Raw genomic sequence first — 20,337 nt, forward strand, 5'->3', positions numbered from 1 at the left:
GGGATCTACCTCGGGGCCTGGTGGGCGTGACCAGGGCTCTCCCGTGGTTTATCGACGCACCGGCGGATTTCTTGAGACGTTCGCTCCAGATTCCGCCAGCGTGCCACCGGGCAGGTTCTGCGCCTGCCGGATGAAAGTCGTGACGTGCTGCACCAGCTCGCGGGCCAGCGGCAGGTTGGGGTTGTTGTAGGAGGCGAGCTGTTGCGGACCGCTGGTCGGAACGATGCGTAGGATGTGGTTCATCCCCGAGATCAGGTGGAAGTCGCTGTCGGGCTTGGCGCGCTTGAGTGCCTGGGCATCCTCGACGCCGACCTGGATATCGTTGGTGCCCTGCAGGATCAGGGTGGGCAGCTTGAGCGTGGCGAAGGCGCGGGCCGGGTCCTGGCGGAACAGCGAGATCAGGTACGGCTGCACGCTGGGGCGGAACAGCACTTTCAGCGGCTCCGGCACCCTGGGCTGCAACTGCCCGGCCTGCAGCCTGTCGATCAGCTGGTCGGCTTGCGCCAGCAGGGGCGGGGGGAGGCGGCCCTGCAACTGTTCGCGCAGCACATCGCCGATCGGGCGGGCGCTGCCGGCCAGGGAAACCAGCGCCTCGGCATGGGTTTGCGGTGCGGCGAGGCTGGCGATCAGCGCGCCTTCGCTGTGGCCGATGAGCACCTGCCGGCCGAAGCGCGGGTCGTGGGCCAGCTTGTCGCTCCAGGCCACCACGTCGCCGACGTAGGCCTCGACGCTGAGCTCTTCCTCGCGCGGCGCTGCGGGCAGGCTGCGGGCCACGCCGCGCTTGTCGTAGCGCACGCTGGCGATGCCGTTCTCCGCCAGTGCCTCGGCCAGCTTGCGCAGGTAGGCGTTCTGCCCTCCCTCGGGGTTGTTGCCGTCGCGGTCGGTGGGGCCGGAGCCGGCGATCAGCAGGGCCACCGGCGGTGGAGTGTCAGTCTGTGGCAGCAGCATCGTGCCGCGCAGCACGCCGTGACCTGTGTCCAGGTCATAGGGGCGTTGCAGGATGCTGGTGGGGGCTGCCTGGGCGAAGGAGGAAATGAGCAGGAAGCAGAACAGGGCGAGACGGCGCATCGATGACTTCAGGATGGGGCTGATGGCGCTTTGATCCTCTCGGGCCGCGAAGGTTCGCAGGGCGGATTGACGCAGGTATACTGCTCGGCCTTTTCGAATCCCAGTCTTTTCGCGGAGCCTCGCATGTCCGGCAACACCTACGGCAAGCTGTTCACCGTCACCACCGCTGGCGAAAGCCACGGCCCGGCGCTGGTCGCCATCGTCGACGGCTGCCCGCCCGGCCTGGAGATTTCCCTGGAAGACCTGCAGCGCGACCTGGACCGCCGCAAGCCCGGCACCAGCCGCCACACCACCCAGCGCCAGGAAGCCGACGAGGTGGAAATCCTCTCTGGCGTGTTCGAGGGCAAGACCACCGGCACCCCGATCGGCCTGCTGATCCGCAACACCGACCAGAAGTCCAAGGACTACTCGGCGATCAAGGACCTGTTCCGCCCGGCCCACGCCGATTACACCTACCACCACAAGTACGGTGTGCGTGACTACCGTGGTGGCGGCCGCTCCTCGGCGCGCGAGACCGCCATGCGCGTGGCGGCCGGTGCCATCGCCAAGAAGGTGCTGGCAGGCATGGGCATCAGCGTGCGCGGCTACATGAGCCAGCTCGGCCCGATCGAAATCCCCTTCAAGACCTGGGACAGCGTCGAAGAGAACGCCTTCTTCAGCCCCGACCCGGACAAGGTGCCGGAGCTGGAGGCCTACATGGACCAGCTGCGCCGTGACCAGGACTCGGTCGGCGCGAAGATCACCGTGGTCGCCGAAGGCGTGCCGCCAGGCCTGGGCGAGCCGATCTTCGACCGCCTGGATGCCGAACTGGCCCACGCGCTGATGAGCATCAACGCGGTGAAGGGCGTGGAAATCGGCGCCGGCTTCGCCAGCGTCGCCCAGCGCGGCACCGAGCACCGCGACGAGCTGACCCCGGAAGGCTTCCTGTCGAACAATGCCGGCGGCATCCTCGGCGGCATCTCCTCCGGCCAGCCGATCGTCGCCCACCTGGCGCTCAAGCCGACCTCCAGCATCACCACCCCCGGCCGTTCCATCGACGTGAACGGCAACCCGGTGGACGTGATCACCAAGGGCCGCCACGACCCGTGCGTGGGCATCCGCGCGACCCCCATCGCCGAGGCGATGATGGCCATCGTGCTGCTCGACCACCTGCTGCGCCATCGCGCGCAGAATGCCGACGTGAAGGTCGGCACTCCGGTCCTCGGTCAGCTCTGATCGACCTGAACCTTCCGCGGGCCAACCGGTTCGCGGAAGGTTCGTCGCGCCGCCGATGACGCAGGTCCCTTACTGGCGGTTGTCCAGTTTCTACTTCTTCTACTTCTGCCTGCTGGGCGGGACGGCGCCGTTCCTCGCGCTGTATTTCCATCACCTGGGCTTCTCCAGCGCGCGCATCGGCGAGCTGGTCGCCATCCCCATGCTGATGCGCTGCGTGGCGCCGAACCTGTGGGGTTGGCTGGGCGACCGCAGCGGCCAGCGGCTGGCCATCGTGCGCTTTGGCGCGGTGTGCACGGCGCTGTGCTTCGCCGGCATATTCCTCGGCCACAGCTATGCCTGGCTCGCGCTGATCATGGCCGGGCACGCGTTCTTCTGGCACGCGGTGCTGCCGCAGTTCGAAGTGATCACCCTGGCGCACCTGAGCGGGCGCACCGAGAGCTACAGCCGTATTCGCCTTTGGGGCTCCATCGGCTTTATCTGCACCGTGGTCGGCCTCGGCTGGCTGTTCGAGTTCGCTAGCCTGGACGCCTATCCGCTGGCGTTGCTGGCGATCATGCTCGGCATCGTCGGCGCCAGCTGGTGGGTGCCTAACGCCCAGCCGCCGGCGCGGCAGGACGAAGCCAGCGCCGGTGGCTTCCGTCAGCAACTGCTCAAGCCCGGCGTGCTCGCGTTCTACCTCTGCGTGTGCCTGATGCAGCTGTCCCACGGCCCGTACTACACCTTCCTGACCCTGCACCTGGAAGCGCTCGGCTATGCCCGTGGGCTGATCGGCCAGCTCTGGGCGCTGGGCGTGGTGGCCGAGGTGCTGCTGTTCCTGGTCATGCCGCGCCTGCTCAAGCGCTTCTCCCTGCGCCAGGTGCTGGTGGCGAGCTTCCTGCTGGCGGCCTTGCGCTGGCTGCTGCTGGGTACGCTGGCCGGGCACCTGCTGGTGTTGCTGTTCGCCCAGTTGCTGCACGCGGCGACCTTCGGCAGTTTCCACGCCGCCGCTATCCACTTCGTCCAGCGCAGCTTCCAGGCGCGCCAGCAGGGCCAGGGCCAGGCGCTCTACGCCGCACTGGCGGGGACCGGTGGCGCGCTCGGCGCGCTTTACTCCGGCTACAGCTGGGGTAGCCTTGGCCCGGCCTGGACCTTTTCCATCGCCAGCATCGCCGCGCTGGCCGCCGCCTTCATCATCTGGACCCGTCTGAACGAGGACCCGCATGAACGACACCCGTGAACAGCTGACCCGGCAGATCATCGACGCCGGCCGCTTCCTCTATGGCCGTGGCTGGTCGCCGGCCACCAGCAGCAACTACTCGGCGCGCCTGGCGGCCGACCGCGCGCTGCTCACCGTCTCGGGCAAGCACAAGGGCCAGCTTGGCGAGGACGACGTGCTGGAAACGGATCTTTCCGGCAACAGCCTGGAGCCGGGCAAGAAGCCTTCGGCGGAAACCCTGCTGCACACCCAGCTCTACGCCTGGCGCGCGGAGATCGGTGCGGTGCTGCACACCCATTCGGTCAACGCTACCGTGCTGTCGCGACTGACCGCCGGCGACCGCCTGGAGCTGGAAGACTACGAGCTGCAGAAGGCCTTCAGCGGCGTCACCACCCACGAAGGCCGCGTGACCGTGCCGATCTTCGACAACGACCAGGACATCGCCCGCCTGGCCGCCCAGGTGCAGCCCTGGCTCGATGCGCATCCGGATTGCCCGGGTTACCTGATCCGCGGCCACGGCCTGTACACTTGGGGCCCACGCATGGCCGATGCCCTGCGCCAGATCGAAGCCTTCGAATTCCTCTTCGAATGCGAATTGAAAGTCTTGAGCCTTCGCGGCGGCACGCGCTGAGCGAATCCGGCCCGCTTTTGCGGAAACAGCCCAGAAGGATAACGACCATGAGCAGCCTGACCGTCTACCACGAATCCAACCCCGAGCAGCCACTGAAGCTGCTGACCCACGCCGAGGACATCGCCTCCACCCTGGGCGAGCTGGGCGTGCGCTTCCAGCGTTGGGCGGCCAACGCCCCCATCGTTCCCGGCGCCAGCCAGGAAGAAGTGATCGCCGCCTACCAGCACGAGATTCGCCGCCTGCAGGAGGAGGAGGGTTACGTCACCGTTGACGTGGTCAGCCTCACCGCCGACCATCCGCAGAAGGACGAGCTGCGCGCCAAGTTCCTCGACGAGCACCGCCACGGTGAGGACGAGGTGCGTTTCTTCGTCGCTGGTCGCGGGCTGTTCACCCTGCACATCGAGGATCACGTGTACGCCGTGCAGTGCGAGAAGAACGACCTGATCTCGGTGCCTGCCGGCACCCGCCACTGGTTCGACATGGGCGAGCGTCCGCACTTCGTCGCCATCCGCCTGTTCAACAACGCCGAGGGCTGGGTCGCGAAGTTCACCGGCGATGAGATCGCCAAGCGGTTTCCGTTGCTGGAAGACTGATTCTTTCGCCCCGGCGTTGCCGGGCGTTCCTTGCTTTTCGTAGGACCGAGGGGGACGCCTAGTCCTTGCTCGCGAACGCACCGTGCTGCTGCGTCTGTTCGCGAGCAAGCTCGCTCCTACAGTCACATCCCCGCCTGCGCCAGGGGCAGGCCTTTGGAGTTTTCATGCCCATCAAAGCCATCCTCACCGACATCGAAGGCACCACCAGCGCCGTCAGCTTCGTCTTCGACGTGCTCTTCCCCTATGCCGCCGCGCACCTGCCGGACTACGTGCGCGAGCACGCCGCCGAGCCCGCCGTAGCCGAGCAGCTGGCTGCTGTGCGCGCCGACAGCGGCGAGGCGAACGCCGACACCGAACGCTGCATCGACATCCTCCTCGGCTGGATCGCCGAAGACCGCAAGGCCACGCCGCTCAAAGCGTTGCAGGGCATGGTCTGGGAGCAGGGCTACCGTGCCGGCCAGCTCAAGGGTCACGTCTACCCGGACGCCGTCGACGCGCTGCGTCACTGGCACGCCGAGGGTTACCAGCTGTACGTCTATTCCTCCGGCTCGATCCAGGCGCAGAAGCTGATCTTCGGCTGCTCCGAGGCCGGCGACCTGTCGCCGCTGTTCTCCGGCTACTTCGACACCACCAGCGGGCCCAAGCGCGAGGCTGATTCCTACCAGCGCATCGCCGCTGCCATCGGCCTGCCGGGCGAGGAAATCCTCTTCCTGTCCGACGTGGTCCAGGAGCTGGACGCCGCGCAGCTGGCCGGCCTACAGACTATCGGCCTGGCCCGCGAGGGCGGTGTGCTGGAAGGCCACGACACCGTGGCCAGCTTTGCGGTGATCGACCCGGCGCGGGTCTGAGCCCTCCGTTGGCCACGCCCGTGCCGTTGCGGCGCGGACGGCTATGCTGATCAGGCCGACAATCGCATAGAGGGATCTTCTATATGGGTTCGACCCTGAGTGGCCTGATCAGCCTGATCATCTTTGCCCTGGATATCTGGGCGATCATCAACGTGGTGAAGAGCAACGCCGAGATGTCGATGAAGATCATCTGGATCCTGGTGATCGTCATCCTGCCGGTACTGGGCCTGATTATCTGGGCGGTAGCGGGGCCGCGGGGGAATGTGAAGATCTAGTTGCCGTACCGCTCCCTGCAGGGCGCCCCATGGGCGCTCCTGCAGGGTGCTCCTCAGCCAAACCGATAATGCATCCGCACGCAGCCTGGCTCGATGACCTTGGCCGACAGCAGCGTCGGTGATACCCGCAGTCCGGTGGCGGGGAACAGCGGGAAGCCGCCGCCGATGATCTCAGGCATCACGTACACCTCCAGCTCATCCAGCGCCCCGCGCTCGAGGAAGGCCATCTGCAACTGGCCGCCGCCGAGCATCCACACGTCGCCATCTTCCAGCGCTCGCAACTCCGCGACCAGCGCGTCGACATCGCTGCGGATTTCCAGCGGGCCCTTCGGGTCGTCGATGGGGCGAGAAGTCACCACCAGCACGCGTTGTTCGCCGTAGGGCCAGGGGCCTGGATCGGCGGCGAGGAAGTCGTAGGTCGCACGGCCCATGACGACCGTGCGAATGCGCAGGAGGAACAGGCCGTAGTCGTGTTCGCCCAGCTGCAGCTGGTCATGCTTGAACAGCCAGTCCAGCCCGTGTTCCGGGGTGGCGATGAAGCCGTCGAGGCTGCTGGCGATGTAGCCGAGAATCCTGGCCATGTGGGGTCTCCCTGGGTAAGCTTTGCGCTAATATATAAATGAATGTTCATTTATAAAAGAGGGTGGCATGGCTCGAACCAAGACGGTGAGTGACGAAGCGATACTCGACGCCGCCATGGCGCTGATGGTGCGCGAAGGGCCGGAGGCGGTGACCTTCGCCGCCGTGGGCCGCGAAGTCGGGCTTTCCGCCGCGACGCTGGTGCAGCGACACGCAACCAAGGCCGAGTTCCTTCGCGCCGTGCTGCTGCGCGCCTGGGACCAGTTGGATGAGCAGACCGCGCGCCTGGACGAGAGCGCCGAACTGAGCCCGGAAGGCGCCGTGCAGATGCTCGTGGCGATGTTCCCGGTGGGCGAGGGCGAGACGGATTACGCCGAAGGCCTGCTGATCCTGAGGGAAGACATGCGCGATCCGCTGCTGCGAGAGCGCGGTGCGCAGTGGGGCGCCACGCTGGCCAAGGCATTGGGGCGGCGCTTGAGCGATGATCCGCAGCGGCAGCCGATACTCGGCCGGCTGATGGCCAGCCAGTGGCAGGGCGCGCAGCTGTGGTGGGCCTTCGAGCGCCAGGGCGATCCGGCCAGCGCCATCGGCGCAGAGTTGCGGCGTTGGTGCGACGTCGTGCTGAAGGCGGAAAGGGTTGCGGGATAGGACGCAGGGATAGAGACTCGTTCGATGCATTACTGCCTGATCGAAACAGACCTCGGCTGGTTCGGGCTCGCCTGGAGCCCGCAGGGGATCACGCGCGCCTATCTGCCGGGTGACTCCGTGCACAGCGTGCGCGAGCGCTTCGACAAGCTCGGCAGCGAAACTGCCCACTGGCCGGCGTTCATCGACGAGGCGCGCCAGCTTATCCTGGGGTATGCACGGGGCGAGGCAGTGTCCTTCGGCAATCTGCCACTGGACCTTTCCGCGGTGAGCGATTTTCACCGCCGGGTCTACGACGACATTCTCCAGCTGGGGCGCGGTGAAACCACGACCTACGGCGAGATCGCCCGGCGACTGGGCGATGTCGGCTTGTCCCGTGCGGTAGGGCAGGCGATGGGCAGCAACCCGATCCCGCTGATCATTCCCTGTCACCGTGTGCTCGCCAGTGGCGGCAAGACCGGCGGCTTCTCCGCGCCGGGCGGAAGTACCTCGAAGATGCGCATGCTGGCGCTGGAAGGTTTCGAGGACCCGCAGGCAGCGCAGACCGCCTTCGATTTCTAGGCAGGACTCTCCTGAGCCGACTGCAGCTAAGCCGACTCCAGCGCGCCTTCCAGGCGTAGCAACAGTTCCTTGCGCGGCAGGCCGCCGGCGTAGCCGGTGAGGCTGCCGTTGCTGCCGATCACCCGGTGGCAGGGGACGATGATACTGATGGGATTGGCGCCGTTAGCTGCTCCCACCGCCCGAATTGCCCTGGGCCGGCCGATGCGTCGCGCGAGTTCTGCATAGACGGTGGTGTAGCCGTAGGGGATTTCCAGCAGCGCCTGCCAGACCTGGCGCTGGAATTCGGTGCCGCCAGTATTGAGGCGTACATCGAAGCGCTGGCGCTTGCCGGCGAAGTACTCGTCCAGCTGTCGCGCAACCTCGTCCAGCAAAGGACTGCCCTGTTGCCAGTCAGGCTCGGGATAGTGGCGGGTCTCCAGGTCCATGTAGAGCATCCGCAGGCCGCCTTCGTCGCCGGCCAGCAGCAGGCGGCCGGTGGGGCTGTCGTGGTAGCGGTAGTGCATGGTCATCCTCCGGTGCGGCCGGCCTGGGAATAGGCGTGCCACAGATAGACGGCGGCGTAGGCGCGCCATGGCCGCCAGGCTTCGGCGCGGCGTTGCAGTTCGCGGGCGGTGATGCCTTCGGCGCCCCAGACGGGCGATTTGAGCAGGCCCAGGTCGGCGGCGGGGAAGGCATCCGGGTCGCCGAAGGCCCGCAGGGCGACGTACTCCGCGGTCCATGGGCCGATGCCGGGGAGGGCGCAGAGGCGTTTCACCAGGTCATCGGCGCCGTCGTCCACGTGCAGCGCCAGCGCGCCGCTTGCGCAGGCGGCGGAGAAACGCTGCAAGGTTTCCACCCGCTTGCCGGGCATGCCGATACCGGCGAGGTCGGCTCCGGCCAGGGCTTCGGGCGTGGGGAAGAGGCGGGTTGGCTGGCCTTCGGCTTCTCCGGGCAATATTTCGCCCAGACGCTGCACCAGCCGCCCGACGATGGTCACGGCGGCTTTCACCGTGACCTGCTGGCCGACGATGGCGCGCACAGCCTGCTCGAACGGGTCGAACGCGGTGGGCAGGCGCAGGCCGGGGGCTTGCAGCAGGAGCGGGCCGAGGACGGCATCTTCGCCCAGGTGCCCGGCGATAGGCGCGGGGTCGCTGTCCAGGTCGAACATCTTGCGCACCCGAGCCGTCAGCGCCTCGGCGTGACGGGTCGGCAGGTGCAGCTCCAGTTCCAGCTCGGCGCAGTCATCCAGCGGCGTAACGCTGAACCAGCCGCTGTCCGCGCCCAGCCGGACGCTGCGGGCGTAACGCCGGGGCGACAGGCATTCGACGCCGGCCAGGCTGCGCAGGGCGAAGTGCTCGTGGAACTGCTGCCAGTCCCAGGGGGCCCGGTAGGGCAGGCGGATGGTGCGGGAGTCGGTGGCTGTGTTGTTCATGCGGCGACCTTACCTGTTGCGCGGCGGGCTGTCCTCCCGCGCCTGACTTTCAAACTGTCGCGCTCAGGCTGTTTATATGGAAGGCGCCGACAGCAGGGTTCGACCTGTCATCTTCCGGCACGTAGAATGCGCGCCTCTTTCGGGGCGGCCCGGCCGTCCCCTCCTAGTGTCTTGTCCCGACGGGAGCCCACTGCATGCACGATTACCAGGAAACCCTCTACGACGGCTATGGCCAGCGTTTCAGCGTCGACAGGATGCTCCACGAGGTGCGCACCGAGCACCAGCACCTGGTGATCTTCGAGAATGCCCGCATGGGCCGGGTGATGGCGCTGGACGGCGTGATCCAGACTACCGAGGCCGACGAGTTCATCTACCACGAGATGCTCACCCATGTGCCGATCCTCGCCCATGGCGCGGCCAAGCGCGTGCTGATCATCGGCGGCGGCGACGGCGGCATGCTGCGTGAGGTGTCCAAGCACGCCAGCGTCGAGCACATCACCATGGTCGAGATCGACGGTACCGTGGTCGACATGTGCAAGGAGTTCCTGCCCAACCATTCCCAGGGCGCCTTCGACGATGCGCGCCTGAACCTGGTGATCGACGATGGCATGCGCTTCGTCGCCACCACCACGGAGAAGTTCGACGTCATCATCTCCGACTCCACCGACCCGATCGGTCCGGGCGAAGTGCTGTTCTCGGAGAACTTCTACCAGGCCTGCCACCGCTGCCTGAACGAAGGCGGTGTACTGGTGACCCAGAACGGCACGCCGTTCATGCAGCTGGACACCGTGCGCAACACCGCTGGGCGCATGAACGGCCTGTTCAGCGACTGGCACTTCTACCAGGCGGCCGTGCCGACCTACATCGGCGGCTCGATGACCTTCGCCTGGGGCTCGACCAACCCGGCGCTGCGCAAGGTCGACGTTGCCACCCTGGCCCAGCGTTTCGCTGCAAGCGGCATTCAGACCCGCTACTACAACCCGGCCATCCACCAGGGCGCCTTCGCCCTGCCGCAGTACGTGCTGCAGGCCATCGGCAAGCCGGCCAACGACTGATCCAGCGCTGCCCGCCACGCCCCGCGCGTGGTGGGCAGGGGCGCAATGCCCCGGATTGCCCGTCCTTCGGGACATTTTCTTCACATGCCGGCCGGCACTATCCCCGCCGTCAGGCGGTCCCACCTGCGCCGGTTCACGCTTGCATCATCCCGAAACGAATGCACGGCCAGGCTTAATGTCCGCTTAAGGCGCGCACAATAGAATGCGACGCCGCTGCTTTTGCGGTGTAATGCCGCAGCCTTTCGCGCTCGCGCGGGCAGCCCGTCTGTCCGGCCATGGCGACGCTCCTTCGAACCCTGAACGTTCACAACGGAACCAAGAAATGGGCCAATCAGAAGTCCTGACCAACCGCCAGACCGGTGCGAGCCTCACGCGGCCGACCCTGTCCAGCCACCTGGCGTTCACCGCGCTCAGCGTCGTTGCGCTGATGGTGATGTTTTCCCTGCTGCGCGTGGCACTGCTCGTCTACAACCGCGAGCTGATCGGCAGCACCCCGGCGTCCACTTTCGTCGAGGCCTTCATCACCGGCATGCGCTTCGACATCCGCGCGGTGGTCTACATCGTCGCCCCGCTGGTGTTCGCCATCGCCAGCGTGCGCGCCATGGGCTGGCGTTGGCTGTGGAAGACCTGGCTGACCATCGCCGCGAGCATTACGCTGTTCCTCGGCGTGCTGGAGATGGACTTCTACCGCGAGTTCCACCAGCGCCTGAACAGCCTGGTGTTCCAGTACATGTCCGAAGACCCGAAGACGGTCATGAGCATGATCTGGTACGGCTACCCGGTGGTTCGCTATCTGCTGGCCTGGGCCTTTGCCACCTGGATCCTGTACCTGCTGTTCCGCGGCATCGACCGTGCCACCCGTCCGGATGCTTCCGGTCCGTCCGCCGCCGTCTGGTACATCCGCGTGGCCGTGATGCTGGTGGTGATCGTGCTGTGCGTGGTGGCCGCTCGCGGCACCCTGCGCCAGGGCCCGCCGCTGCGCTGGGGCGATGCCTTCACCACCGATTCGATGTTCGCCAACCAGCTGGGCCTGAACGGCACCCTCAGCCTGATCAAGGCTGCCGAGAGCCGCTTCCTGTCCGAAGACCGCGACAACATCTGGAAAGCCACCCTGCCGGTGGACCAGGCACGCGATGTGGTGCGCCAGATGCTGGTGATGCCGGACGACAAGCTGGTCGACGCCGACGATGCCGCCGTGCGCCGCGACTACACCCCGCCGGCCGACGGCACCCTGCCGATCAAGAATGTCGTGGTGATCCTGATGGAAAGCTTCGCCGGCCACTATGTCGGTGCGCTGGGCGGCAAGGGCAACATCACGCCGTACTTCGACAAGATGAGCAAGGAAGGGCTGCTGTTCACCCAGTACTTCTCCAACGGCACCCACACCCACCAGGGCATGTTCGCCACCATGGCGTGCTTCCCCAACCTGCCGGGCTTCGAATACCTGATGCAGACGCCCGAGGGTGGCCACAAGTTCTCCGGCCTGCCGCAGCTGCTGTCGGCGCGCAAGTTCGAGGACGTCTACGTCTACAACGGCGACTTCGCCTGGGACAACCAGTCCGGCTTCTTCGCCAACCAGGGCATGACCTCGTTCATCGGCCGCAACGACTTCGTCAATCCGGTGTTCTCCGACCCGACCTGGGGTGTGTCCGACCAGGACATGTTCGCTCGCGGCAACGAGGAGCTGGACAAGCTCGAAGCCACCGGCAAACCGTTCTATGCCCTGCTGCAGACCCTGTCCAACCACGTGCCCTACGCACTGCCCAAGGACCTGCCGGTGGAGCGCGTGACCGGTAACGGCAGCCTCGACGAGCACCTGACCGCCATGCGTTATTCCGACTGGGCGCTGGGGCAGTTCTTCGAGAAGGCGAAGAAATCGCCGTACTACAAGGACACCCTGTTCGTGGTCGTCGGCGACCATGGTTTCGGCAGTCCCGAGCAGTTGACCGAGATGGACCTGTTCCGCTTCAACGTGCCGCTGCTGCTGGTTGCCCCGGGCATCCAGGAGAAGTTCGGCGCGACCCGCGATACCGTCGGCACCCAGATCGACATCGTGCCGACCATCATGGGCCGCCTGGGCGGTGAAGTGCGTCACCAGTGCTGGGGCCGCGACCTGCTGAACCTGCCGGCTGGCGACAAGGGCATCGGCGTCATCAAGCCGTCGGGCAGCGAGCAGGTGGTCGCCGTGATTTCCGGTAACCGCATCCTCATCCGTCCGAAGGAAGGCGATATCCGCGTCTACGACTACAAGCTGGGCAGCGACTTCGGCGTGAAGCGTGTGGACGGCGCGTCCGACCAGGAGAGCCTGCGCGTGCGCCTGGAGTCCTTCATCCAGACCGCGACCAAGAGCCTGCTGGACAACACCGCTGGCGTGGTGGACGGCAAGCCTGACGTGAAGTGATCGAGCGCTGAGTGAAAAGGGGCCTTCGGGCCCCTTTTTCATTCCACTGACGGAGCATCCTGTAGGCGCGGACAATGCCCGCGATCGCGCGTGTGGCGCGCTCCTACAAGGCTTATGCCAGGCGCTGCGGATAGGAAATAAGCAACCCGATTAACGGTAAAAAGCAGTTATAAAGTAAGACCACATCGATCTAATGGATTATAAGAAAAGCCGTTATCCTGCCGCCCACACCACGAGGTGATCAGTTTCGCCAGTCAGGACGCGTAGATGGATGTTGGCAATATCGGTTTCGTAATCGCGGGTCTTGTCGTTGGCTTTATCGTTGGAATGACCGGTGTCGGCGGCGGTTCGCTGATGACGCCGATTCTCCTCTGGTTCGGTATCAACCCCGCTGCCGCCGTGGGCACCGACCTGCTCTATGCCGCCATTACCAAGTCCGGCGGCGTCCTGGTTCACCGCAAGAACGACAACATCGACTGGCGCATCACCGGCTGGCTGGCCTTGGGCAGCGTTCCGGCGGCGGCGCTGACGCTGCTGTTCCTGCACAGCCTGCACACCGATACCGCGGCCATGAACGCCGTGATCAAGAACGCCCTGGGCGTCGTGCTGCTGCTCACTGCGCTGGCAGTGCTGTTCAAGAAGCAGGTGCTGGCCTTCGCCCAGCGCCATGCCGGCGACAGTTTCCACTTCAGTGGCTCGAAGCTGAACACCCTGACCGTGATCACCGGCGCCATCCTCGGCGCGATGGTCGCGCTGACCTCCATCGGCGCCGGCGCATTGGGCACCGTGGCACTGTTCATCCTCTATCCGTTCCTCGCCACCCGCCGCCTGGTGGGCACCGAGATCGCCCACGCCGTACCGCTCACCCTGGTCGCCGGCCTCGGCCACGCCAGCATGGGCAACATGGACTGGGGCCTGCTGGGCTACCTGCTGATCGGCTCGCTGCCGGGCATCTACGTCGGCAGCCACCTGGCCGGACGCATTCCGGACGGCATCCTGCGGCCGTGCCTGGCTGTGATGCTGGCGATGATCGGCTACAAGCTGGTCTTCTAAGCGCCAGCTTCCCGAGCGCTCAGCCGCGACGGAAACGCCCCGGCGTCACGCCTTTCCAGCGGCGGAAGGCGTGAATGAAGTTCGACACCTCGCCATAGCCGAGCCGCTCGGCAATCTCCTCCAGACGAATCGCCCCGGTGGCCAGCAACTCCTCGGCCAGCGCCTGGCGTACCTCGTCCAGCAAGGTGCGATAGCTGCTGCCTTCGGTTTCCAGCCGGCGGCGCAGCGTGCGCGACGTCATGTGCAACTCATCTGCCAGTTGCTCCATGTCCGGTAGCCGCCCCGGCGTACCCAGCAGTCGATCACGGATCTGTCCGGACAGCCCGGTGCGCACCTGGCGCCGGGCGAGCAGGGCGCGGCACTGCTCCTCGCAGCGGCGCGCCACCTCTGGGTTGGCGCCCGGCAGCGGCATTTCGAGGATGCGGCTGTCGAAGACGATGCGGTTCTCCGCCTGGCCAAAGAGCGGCGTCACGCCCAGTTCATCGATGTACGGTTGCAGGTCGGCCGGCGCCTCGCGGCGGAACAGCGCCTGGCGGATTGGCGGCGGCTGGTTGGTGAGATCGCGCTGGATACGCAGCACGCCGCCGCCGTCGCGGTCGATGAGGAAGTCGCGCAGGTCTTCCGGCACCGCTGAGTCGTCCAGCACCAGGTGCGCCTCGCCGTCGTGCTCCTCCAGCGTCATGCGGTGGAAGGCGTAGGTCAGGTCGAGGTAGCGCAGGCCCAGGTGCGCCGCGCTGAGGAAGGTCGAGCTGCTGAGCAGGGCGAAGCCCCAGATGCCATAGGTGTTGAGGTGATAACGCAGGCCAGCCTTGAGGCCGATACCGGGGCGCTGGCCGATCTGCCGGTTGATGTTGCGCAGCAGCTCCAGTTCCTGGCTGGCTTCCACCTCGGCGCCCGGGTCGGCGAGCACGCCGATGTCCAGGCCCGCGCCATCCAGGCACTGTTCCAGGGTCATGCCGTGGTCGAGGCCGAACTGCGTCATGAGCTGCACGCTGATGGCGCTGCGCCGCGGCGACCAGGCTGGAGTAGCAGGCATCGGAACCTCGGCTTTCAAATGACCGAAAATCAGGGGTGACCGAAAGTCACAATTTTATGTCCGACTATGCCATAACCTGCGGTAGGAAGTCGCACTAGGATGGTGTCATCCGCCGCTGTGCGGACTTCGAAACCGGGAGCACAACAATGACAACATCATCCCGTCGATCGGCCGCCCCGCGCGTGCTGATCATCGGTGCCGGCTTTGCCGGCCTGGGCCTGGCGATCCGCCTGCAGCAAGCGGGCATCCAGGACTTCCTGATCCTCGAGAAGGCTGCCGACGTCGGTGGCTGCTGGCGCGAGAACGTCTATCCGGGCGCCGCCTGCGACGTGCCTTCGCATCTGTACTCCTTCTCCTTCGAACCCAAGGCCGATTGGTCGCGCAAGTTCGCGCCCCAGGCGGAAATCCTCGACTACGCGCGGCACTGCGCGGACAAGTACCGCCTGCGTGAGCGCATCCGTTTCAACTGCGAAGTGCGCGAGGCGAGCTTCGACGAAGCGGCCGGCGAGTGGCGGGTGACCTGCGCCGACGGCGAGGAGCTGCGCGCCCAGTCGCTGGTCTGCGCCCTCGGCCAGCTGAGCCGCCCGCTGATCCCGAAGCTGCCGGGCATCGAACGCTTCCAGGGCAAGGCGTTCCACTCCGCGCAGTGGGACCACGGCGCACCGCTGGAGGGCAAGCGCGTCGCGGTAGTCGGCACCGGCGCCAGCGCCATCCAGTTCGTCCCGCAGATCGCTCCGAAGGTGGCCGAGCTGCTGCTGTTCCAGCGCAGCGCCGCCTACGTGATTCCCAAGCCGGACCGCCCCTACGCCGACTGGGAGCGCCGCATCAAGTCGCGCCTGCCCTGGCTGCAGCGTCTGGACCGGGGCCTGAAGTACATCCAGCATGAGGCCCGCGCGCTGGCCTTCACCGTATTCCCGCCGATGATGAAAATCATGCGGATCAGTTTCCACCTGCACATGCGCAAGAGCATCAGCGATCCGCAACTGCGCGCGCGGCTGGAGCCCGATTACCCCATGGGCTGCAAGCGTATCCTGATCAGCAACGACTACTACCCGGCGCTGGCGCGCAGCAACGTGAAGCTGGTGGATACCGGCATCCGCGAAGTCACCGAGGACGCCATCGCCACCCGCGACGGCGTGCGGCATCCGGTGGACACGATCATCTACGGCACCGGTTTCGCCGCCACCGAGTTCCTCGCGCCGATGCAAATCACCGGCCTGGCCGGGCGCGAACTGAACCAGGCCTGGAGTGACGGTGCCGAGGCCTACAAGGGCATCAGTGTCAGCGGCTTCCCCAACTTCTTCATCCTCTACGGGCCGAACACCAACCTGGGGCACAACTCCATCATCTACATGCTGGAGAGCCAGTTCCCCTATGTGCTCGGCTGCCTGCAGCGAATCCAGCGCGAGGGCCTGAAGTACCTGGACCTCAAGCCGCAGGCGCAGCAGGGCTTCAACCGCCAGTTGCAGCACGACCTGCGGCACACCATCTGGGAGCGCGGTTGCAGCAGCTGGTACAAGACCGCCAGCGGGCGCAATACCGTGAACTGGCCGGGCTTCACCTTCCGCTATCGCCAACAGACCCGTCAGCCGGAGTTCGCCGACTATGACTGCATCCGTTGAACCGCAAGTGCCGCTGCCGACCCGCCAGAAGCTGCTGACGGCCGCCCTGCGTGGCGCGCTCAACCTGCTGTTCCGCGGGCTGATGGGCCCGCAGTTGCCGGTGAAGGCGCAGCGCGCTTTGCTGCGCGGGCTGACGGCCGCCACGCTGACGCCGCGCGGCGTGCACCGGGAGCAGACGACGCTGGGCGGCGTTCCCGCCGAAGTCTGGCGGCCGGAAGGTGTCGGCGAGGGCAGGGTGATCCTCTACCTGCACGGCGGCGCGTATCTGATCGGCTCTCCGGCCACGCACCGGGCGATCACCGCCAACCTGGCGCGGCGCTGCAAGGCCGAGGTCTGGGTGATCGACTACCGCCTGGCGCCCGAGCATCGCTTCCCCGCTCAGCGTGAAGATGCCGTGGCGGCTTACCGCGCTCTGCTGGACAAGGGCATCCCTGCGCCTGCCATCGCGGTGGCCGGGGATTCCGCCGGCGGTCACCTGACCCTGCAGCTGGCGCTGGAAGCCAAGGCGCAGGGCTTGCCGATGCCCGGTGCGCTGGTGACCTTCTCGCCGGTCACCGATCTCTCCAATGAACACCTCCACGCGCCGGCAGCGGGCGACCCGCTGATCACCCGCGCCTGGATGGACAGTGCCATGGGCATGTTCTGCCCGCCGGGCGTGCCCCGCGCGGACGCCCGGCTGTCGCCGCTGCACGCTGATCTGGGCGGCCTGCCGCCGCTACTGATCCAGGTCGGCGAGGACGAGGTGCTGCGCAACGACAGCCTGCGCTTCGTCGATGCTGCGCGGCGCTATGGCAATACCGTGCAGCTGCAGCGGTTTCCCGGTTGCTGGCACGTGTTCCAGGCCCACGCCGGCCTGCTGGACGTGGCCGATCGCGCCTTGCAGGACGTCGCCAATTTTCTCGCCAGCCATTTGCAGGCCGGGCACCCGCAACCCACCTCAACGCAAGGAATGCAGCGATGAACACCATCCTGATCAGCGGAGCGGCCTCGGGGATCGGCGCTGCCACCGCGAAGCTGTTCCACCAGCGCGGCTGGCGCGTCGGCCTGATCGACCTCAATCCCGAGCCACTGGCGGCGCTGGCAGCCGAGCTGGACGGCGCCTGGCAGCGGGCGCTGGATGTCACCGATGCCGAGGCGGTATCGGCGGCGGTGCGCGAGTTCGCCGAAGCCCACAACGGGCACCTGCGCCTGCTGTTCAACTGCGCGGGCATCCTGCGTTTCGGGCGCTTCGAGGACATCAGCCTCGCCGAGCACAACCGCATCATCGCCATCAACGTACAGGGCGTGCTCAATTGCTGCTATGCCGCGCTGCCTTACCTCAAGCGCACGCCGGGCGCGCAGGTGCTGAACATGGGCTCGGCTTCCGGGCTCTATGGCGTGCCGCAGATGGCCAGCTACTCAGCGTCGAAGTTCGCCGTGCGCGGACTGACCGAGGCGTTGGAACTGGAGTGGCGGGAGCTAGGCATCCGCGTCGCCGACCTGATGCCGCCCTTCGTGCGCACGCCAATGGTCGCCAGCCAGACCTTCGAGCCGCCGGTGCTGCGCCGCCTGGGCGTCACCCTGGTGGCCGAGGACATCGCCCAGGCCGCGTGGCGGCAGGCCCAGAGCGGCGGTGTGCACCGGCCCATCGGCGCGATGTTCCGCGCCATGTACTGGTCCGGCCAGCTCTCGCCTCCGGCGATCAACCGCTGGGTGATGGCCTGGCTCAGTCGCTGAGCGCAGCGCGCGGGCGTTCACGGTCCGCTTCGAGATTCTCCTGGAGAACGGCTGCGATCAACGTCACTGTCGGACGCTCCCATTAGACTGCGTACTGGAAATCCGCCCCGGCGCCTTCTGGCCGGGGCGGCAACGCAGTGAAGGAGCCTGATTCGTGGAGCAATCGCGACTTTCCTGGAAAGCCGCCTGGAGCAAGGCCTGGAGCGACCTGACCGATCCGTTCGACCGGCTCAGCGAGGTCGCCTTCGGGGTGATCATGGCGCTGACCATCATCTCGGTCATTCCCACCGCCGCCGATGGCGCAGGACGACAGCAACTGGTGCTGGCGGCGCTGGGCTGCAACCTGGCGTGGGGCATGGTCGACGCCCTGATGACCCTGGTTGGCATGCGCGTGGACCGTGAGCATCGCCACGCCGGCCTGCGCGCCCTGCGCCGGTCGGCGGACGAGAAGAGCTTCCGCGAAGGCCTGCGGGAATTCCTCCCGGACCTGATGGTGGATCACCTGCAGAGCAGCGACGTCCAGCGCCTGCGCGGCAACTTCCTGAAATCATTGCTCGGTACCGGGGAAGCGCCGAGCCTGGGGCGCGAGCATTGGCTCGCGTGGCTGATCCTGGCCGGCCATACCTTCCTTGCGACCTTGCCGATCATCCTGCCGCTGCTGGTTATCCGTGACGACCTGTTGGCGCTGCGCCTGGCGCAGATCACGGGTTTGCTGCTGATGTTCGGCCTGGGCTGGCTGCTGGCGCGCTGGGCTGGCGGGCGGCCGTGGCAGGGCGCCGTTGGATTCACCGCGCTGGGTGTGGCCATGACTGGCATCTGCCTGGCGCTGGGTGGGTAGCCATCCCGGATGGCGCCATCGGGCTGCCGCCTGTCGCCGCCGAACGGGCCTTGGTGTCAAAGTAGCGGCAGGGCCCGCCGCCAGACGCTACGCTGAGCAATGTGGCCGGGAGATATCCGCTGCGCCGCTCGGCGCGTTCGGCGGAGTTGGCCACCATTTCGGGGGACGTTGCGTCATTTGACGTTTCCCGGCGGCACACTGAAGTGCCCGGAATACGCCCGCGCAGGGCGTGTTCGTTGGCGGGGAATACACTCTGAACGTCTCGACAGGAGGTGCGTACCATGGAAAAGCCCCTCTCGGAGGATATCAGCGTCAACGTGTTGCGCCGGATGAAGGAAGGTGGCTTCGATTTCGCTCGTATTCATCCCATCGATTTTTTCGCCATCTTTTCCGATGAACAGAACGCCCGTAAAGCTGCCCGGCAGTTTCGCGGCGAGTCGCTGAGAACCCAGGTCGAAGCGCGCGATGACGGCGGCTGGAACCTGCAGATCAGCAAGGTGATGTTCGCCACCCATGCCGCCATCGGCGATTTCGAACACGACCTTGAGGAAGTCGTGGTGCCACTGGGCGGTACGCTCGATGGATGGGGCGTGACCCAGGAGGTCACCTCCCTGCGTTGATCGCAACACGTCGTTGAGCCGTCTTGCGACGGCCGATCTTCTACCCGCGTTTTTCACCTGTGCTCTTTACCCGTAAGAATGAAAATGCGCGCCGTCGCCAGCTGTGACGGCGCGCCTTTCTTCGTCCGGGGAACGGCGCCAGGACGGCAGCCGTGCAAGGACGCGCTTGCGGACACGCCGGGTTTCCTCACCGCCACCGATGCGGCAGACTGCCGCGCGGAGGTGACCATGACCGATATCCTGATCCTGACCCACGTCGATTTCTGCCCGCCCGGCCACCTGGGCGCGCTGCTCGACCGTCTGCAACTGCCGTTCGACGTACGCCGTGTCGATCTGGGCGAGCTGGATGGCTACGACCTGGAGCGGCCGAAAGCCGTCGCCATCATGGGTGGGCCCATGAGCGTGAACGACGACCTGCAATGGCTGCGCGACGAGATCGCTGCGATCCGCCGTTTCATCGAGCGCGACGTGCCGATGATCGGCCACTGCCTGGGCGGCCAGCTGCTGGCCAAGGCGCTGGGCGCCGATATCCACCGCCTGCCGTACACCGAGATGGGCTGGCAGCCGATGCGCCGCCAGGAAGGGCAGAGCCCGTGGCTGGCGCACCTGCCCGAGGAATTCCCGATCTACCAGTGGCATGGCGATACCTTCGACCTTCCCGAAGGCGCCACCCGCCTGCTCTCCAGCCCCTGGTGCGAGAACCAGGGCTTCAGCTTCGGCGAGCGCATCCTCGGCCTGCAGGGCCACCCGGAGATGACCGAGGAACTGGTGAGCGGCTGGGTCAATGGCTTCCCGGAATACCAGGACCCCAGCCAGCCGAGCCAGGAGTGCGCGGAAGCGATGCTGGCCGACCTGCCGCAGAAGGTCGCGGCGATGAACCGCGTAGCGGAAGGGTTCTACCAGCATTGGCTGAGGCTGGCCGGGTTGGTCTGATCCTGCTGTTTCGGTACGGCGGCGAGCCATCGCGGACGGAGT

General features: G+C 66.5%; 22 protein-coding genes. 17 read left to right on the forward strand and 5 right to left on the reverse strand.

From position 1 onward, the window contains the following. Nucleotides 1-48: 48 nt before the first annotated feature. The gene (locus IB261_RS10115; RefSeq protein ID WP_192222924.1) at nucleotides 49-1,068 is read right to left on the reverse strand and encodes an alpha/beta hydrolase; all 1,020 of its coding nucleotides are present in this window, start codon (nucleotides 1,066-1,068) and stop codon (nucleotides 49-51) included. 123 nt (nucleotides 1,069-1,191) lie between these two features. Between IB261_RS10115 and aroC the strand changes: the two genes are divergently transcribed. From aroC to IB261_RS10145, 6 genes are all read left to right on the forward strand, one after another. Beyond that, the gene (aroC, locus tag IB261_RS10120; protein ID WP_081520629.1) at nucleotides 1,192-2,283 is read left to right on the forward strand and encodes a chorismate synthase; all 1,092 of its coding nucleotides are present in this window, start codon (nucleotides 1,192-1,194) and stop codon (nucleotides 2,281-2,283) included. Nucleotides 2,284-2,338: 55 nt separating this feature from the next. Next, a complete protein-coding gene (locus IB261_RS10125) occupies nucleotides 2,339-3,499 on the forward strand; it encodes an MFS transporter (protein WP_192383211.1) in 1,161 nt (386 codons plus the stop codon). After that, entirely contained in the window at nucleotides 3,483-4,109 is a 627-nt protein-coding gene (locus IB261_RS10130) for a methylthioribulose 1-phosphate dehydratase (RefSeq protein ID WP_151186524.1), read from the forward strand. The genes IB261_RS10125 and IB261_RS10130 overlap by 17 nt, the downstream gene beginning before the upstream one ends. Nucleotides 4,110-4,156: 47 nt before the next feature. Continuing rightward, a complete protein-coding gene (locus IB261_RS10135) occupies nucleotides 4,157-4,702 on the forward strand; it encodes a 1,2-dihydroxy-3-keto-5-methylthiopentene dioxygenase (RefSeq protein ID WP_024765430.1) in 546 nt (181 codons plus the stop codon). A gap of 164 nt (nucleotides 4,703-4,866) precedes the next feature. Continuing rightward, on the forward strand, nucleotides 4,867-5,550 hold the full coding sequence (mtnC, locus tag IB261_RS10140) for an acireductone synthase (protein WP_192383210.1): 684 nt from the start codon (nucleotides 4,867-4,869) through the stop codon (nucleotides 5,548-5,550). Nucleotides 5,551-5,633: 83 nt separating this feature from the next. Continuing rightward, nucleotides 5,634-5,825 carry a PLDc N-terminal domain-containing protein gene (locus IB261_RS10145; protein WP_045208647.1) on the forward strand — a complete coding sequence of 64 codons (192 nt, stop codon included), beginning with the start codon at nucleotides 5,634-5,636 and terminating at the stop codon, nucleotides 5,823-5,825. A 53-nt stretch (nucleotides 5,826-5,878) separates the two neighbouring features. Here the strand turns inward: IB261_RS10145 and IB261_RS10150 are convergent, their stop codons facing one another. Beyond that, nucleotides 5,879-6,406: a dihydrofolate reductase family protein gene (locus tag IB261_RS10150; RefSeq protein WP_151186527.1), complete on the reverse strand. Its 528-nt coding sequence runs from the start codon at nucleotides 6,404-6,406 to the stop codon at nucleotides 5,879-5,881. A 67-nt stretch (nucleotides 6,407-6,473) separates the two neighbouring features. Between IB261_RS10150 and IB261_RS10155 the strand changes: the two genes are divergently transcribed. Together IB261_RS10155 and IB261_RS10160 are read left to right on the forward strand one after the other, a co-directional pair. After that, the gene (locus IB261_RS10155; RefSeq protein ID WP_192383208.1) at nucleotides 6,474-7,052 is read left to right on the forward strand and encodes a TetR family transcriptional regulator; all 579 of its coding nucleotides are present in this window, start codon (nucleotides 6,474-6,476) and stop codon (nucleotides 7,050-7,052) included. 24 nt (nucleotides 7,053-7,076) lie between these two features. Then, complete coding sequence (locus tag IB261_RS10160; protein ID WP_192222928.1) at nucleotides 7,077-7,610, forward strand: methylated-DNA--[protein]-cysteine S-methyltransferase; 534 nt, start codon at nucleotides 7,077-7,079, stop codon at nucleotides 7,608-7,610. Between the two features lie 26 nt (nucleotides 7,611-7,636). Here the strand turns inward: IB261_RS10160 and IB261_RS10165 are convergent, their stop codons facing one another. Both IB261_RS10165 and IB261_RS10170 read right to left on the reverse strand, forming a co-directional pair. Continuing rightward, complete coding sequence (locus IB261_RS10165) at nucleotides 7,637-8,113, reverse strand: methylated-DNA--[protein]-cysteine S-methyltransferase (protein ID WP_081520622.1); 477 nt, start codon at nucleotides 8,111-8,113, stop codon at nucleotides 7,637-7,639. A 2-nt stretch (nucleotides 8,114-8,115) separates the two neighbouring features. Then, nucleotides 8,116-9,021 (reverse strand): DNA-3-methyladenine glycosylase family protein, encoded by a 906-nt coding sequence (locus IB261_RS10170; RefSeq protein ID WP_192383206.1) that lies wholly within the window; start codon nucleotides 9,019-9,021, stop codon nucleotides 8,116-8,118. A 194-nt stretch (nucleotides 9,022-9,215) separates the two neighbouring features. Here IB261_RS10170 and speE point away from each other — a divergent pair, with 194 nt between their 5' ends. The 3 genes from speE to IB261_RS10185 all read left to right on the forward strand — a co-directional run bounded on the left by speE (nucleotide 9,216) and on the right by IB261_RS10185 (nucleotide 13,530). Further along, the gene (speE, locus tag IB261_RS10175) at nucleotides 9,216-10,076 is read left to right on the forward strand and encodes a polyamine aminopropyltransferase (RefSeq protein ID WP_192383204.1); all 861 of its coding nucleotides are present in this window, start codon (nucleotides 9,216-9,218) and stop codon (nucleotides 10,074-10,076) included. 322 nt (nucleotides 10,077-10,398) lie between these two features. After that, complete coding sequence (locus IB261_RS10180) at nucleotides 10,399-12,477, forward strand: LTA synthase family protein (protein WP_151186532.1); 2,079 nt, start codon at nucleotides 10,399-10,401, stop codon at nucleotides 12,475-12,477. Between the two features lie 267 nt (nucleotides 12,478-12,744). Further along, nucleotides 12,745-13,530 (forward strand): sulfite exporter TauE/SafE family protein, encoded by a 786-nt coding sequence (locus IB261_RS10185; RefSeq protein ID WP_081520618.1) that lies wholly within the window; start codon nucleotides 12,745-12,747, stop codon nucleotides 13,528-13,530. Between the two features lie 19 nt (nucleotides 13,531-13,549). Here IB261_RS10185 and IB261_RS10190 read toward each other — a convergent pair whose 3' ends face one another. After that, a complete protein-coding gene (locus IB261_RS10190) occupies nucleotides 13,550-14,566 on the reverse strand; it encodes an AraC family transcriptional regulator (protein WP_192383203.1) in 1,017 nt (338 codons plus the stop codon). Nucleotides 14,567-14,712: 146 nt separating this feature from the next. Here IB261_RS10190 and IB261_RS10195 point away from each other — a divergent pair, with 146 nt between their 5' ends. From IB261_RS10195 to IB261_RS10220, 6 genes are all read left to right on the forward strand, one after another. Beyond that, nucleotides 14,713-16,188, forward strand: coding sequence for a flavin-containing monooxygenase (locus tag IB261_RS10195; protein ID WP_192383201.1), 1,476 nt, complete (start codon nucleotides 14,713-14,715; stop codon nucleotides 16,186-16,188). Beyond that, nucleotides 16,172-17,149 carry an alpha/beta hydrolase gene (locus IB261_RS10200; protein WP_192383200.1) on the forward strand — a complete coding sequence of 326 codons (978 nt, stop codon included), beginning with the start codon at nucleotides 16,172-16,174 and terminating at the stop codon, nucleotides 17,147-17,149. The genes IB261_RS10195 and IB261_RS10200 overlap by 17 nt, the downstream gene beginning before the upstream one ends. After that, on the forward strand, nucleotides 17,146-17,904 hold the full coding sequence (locus IB261_RS10205; RefSeq protein ID WP_192222934.1) for an SDR family oxidoreductase: 759 nt from the start codon (nucleotides 17,146-17,148) through the stop codon (nucleotides 17,902-17,904). The genes IB261_RS10200 and IB261_RS10205 overlap by 4 nt, the downstream gene beginning before the upstream one ends. A gap of 154 nt (nucleotides 17,905-18,058) precedes the next feature. After that, nucleotides 18,059-18,742: a hypothetical protein gene (locus IB261_RS10210; protein WP_192222935.1), complete on the forward strand. Its 684-nt coding sequence runs from the start codon at nucleotides 18,059-18,061 to the stop codon at nucleotides 18,740-18,742. A gap of 281 nt (nucleotides 18,743-19,023) precedes the next feature. Beyond that, nucleotides 19,024-19,362 carry a ribonuclease E inhibitor RraB gene (locus IB261_RS10215; RefSeq protein WP_045208619.1) on the forward strand — a complete coding sequence of 113 codons (339 nt, stop codon included), beginning with the start codon at nucleotides 19,024-19,026 and terminating at the stop codon, nucleotides 19,360-19,362. A 228-nt stretch (nucleotides 19,363-19,590) separates the two neighbouring features. Beyond that, nucleotides 19,591-20,295, forward strand: coding sequence for a type 1 glutamine amidotransferase (locus tag IB261_RS10220; RefSeq protein ID WP_081520612.1), 705 nt, complete (start codon nucleotides 19,591-19,593; stop codon nucleotides 20,293-20,295). The last annotated feature ends 42 nt before the right edge of the window (nucleotides 20,296-20,337 follow it).

It is taken from the genome of Pseudomonas sp. PDM20 (assembly GCF_014852575.3).
In the GTDB taxonomy this organism is placed as follows: Bacteria; Pseudomonadota; Gammaproteobacteria; order Pseudomonadales; family Pseudomonadaceae; genus Pseudomonas.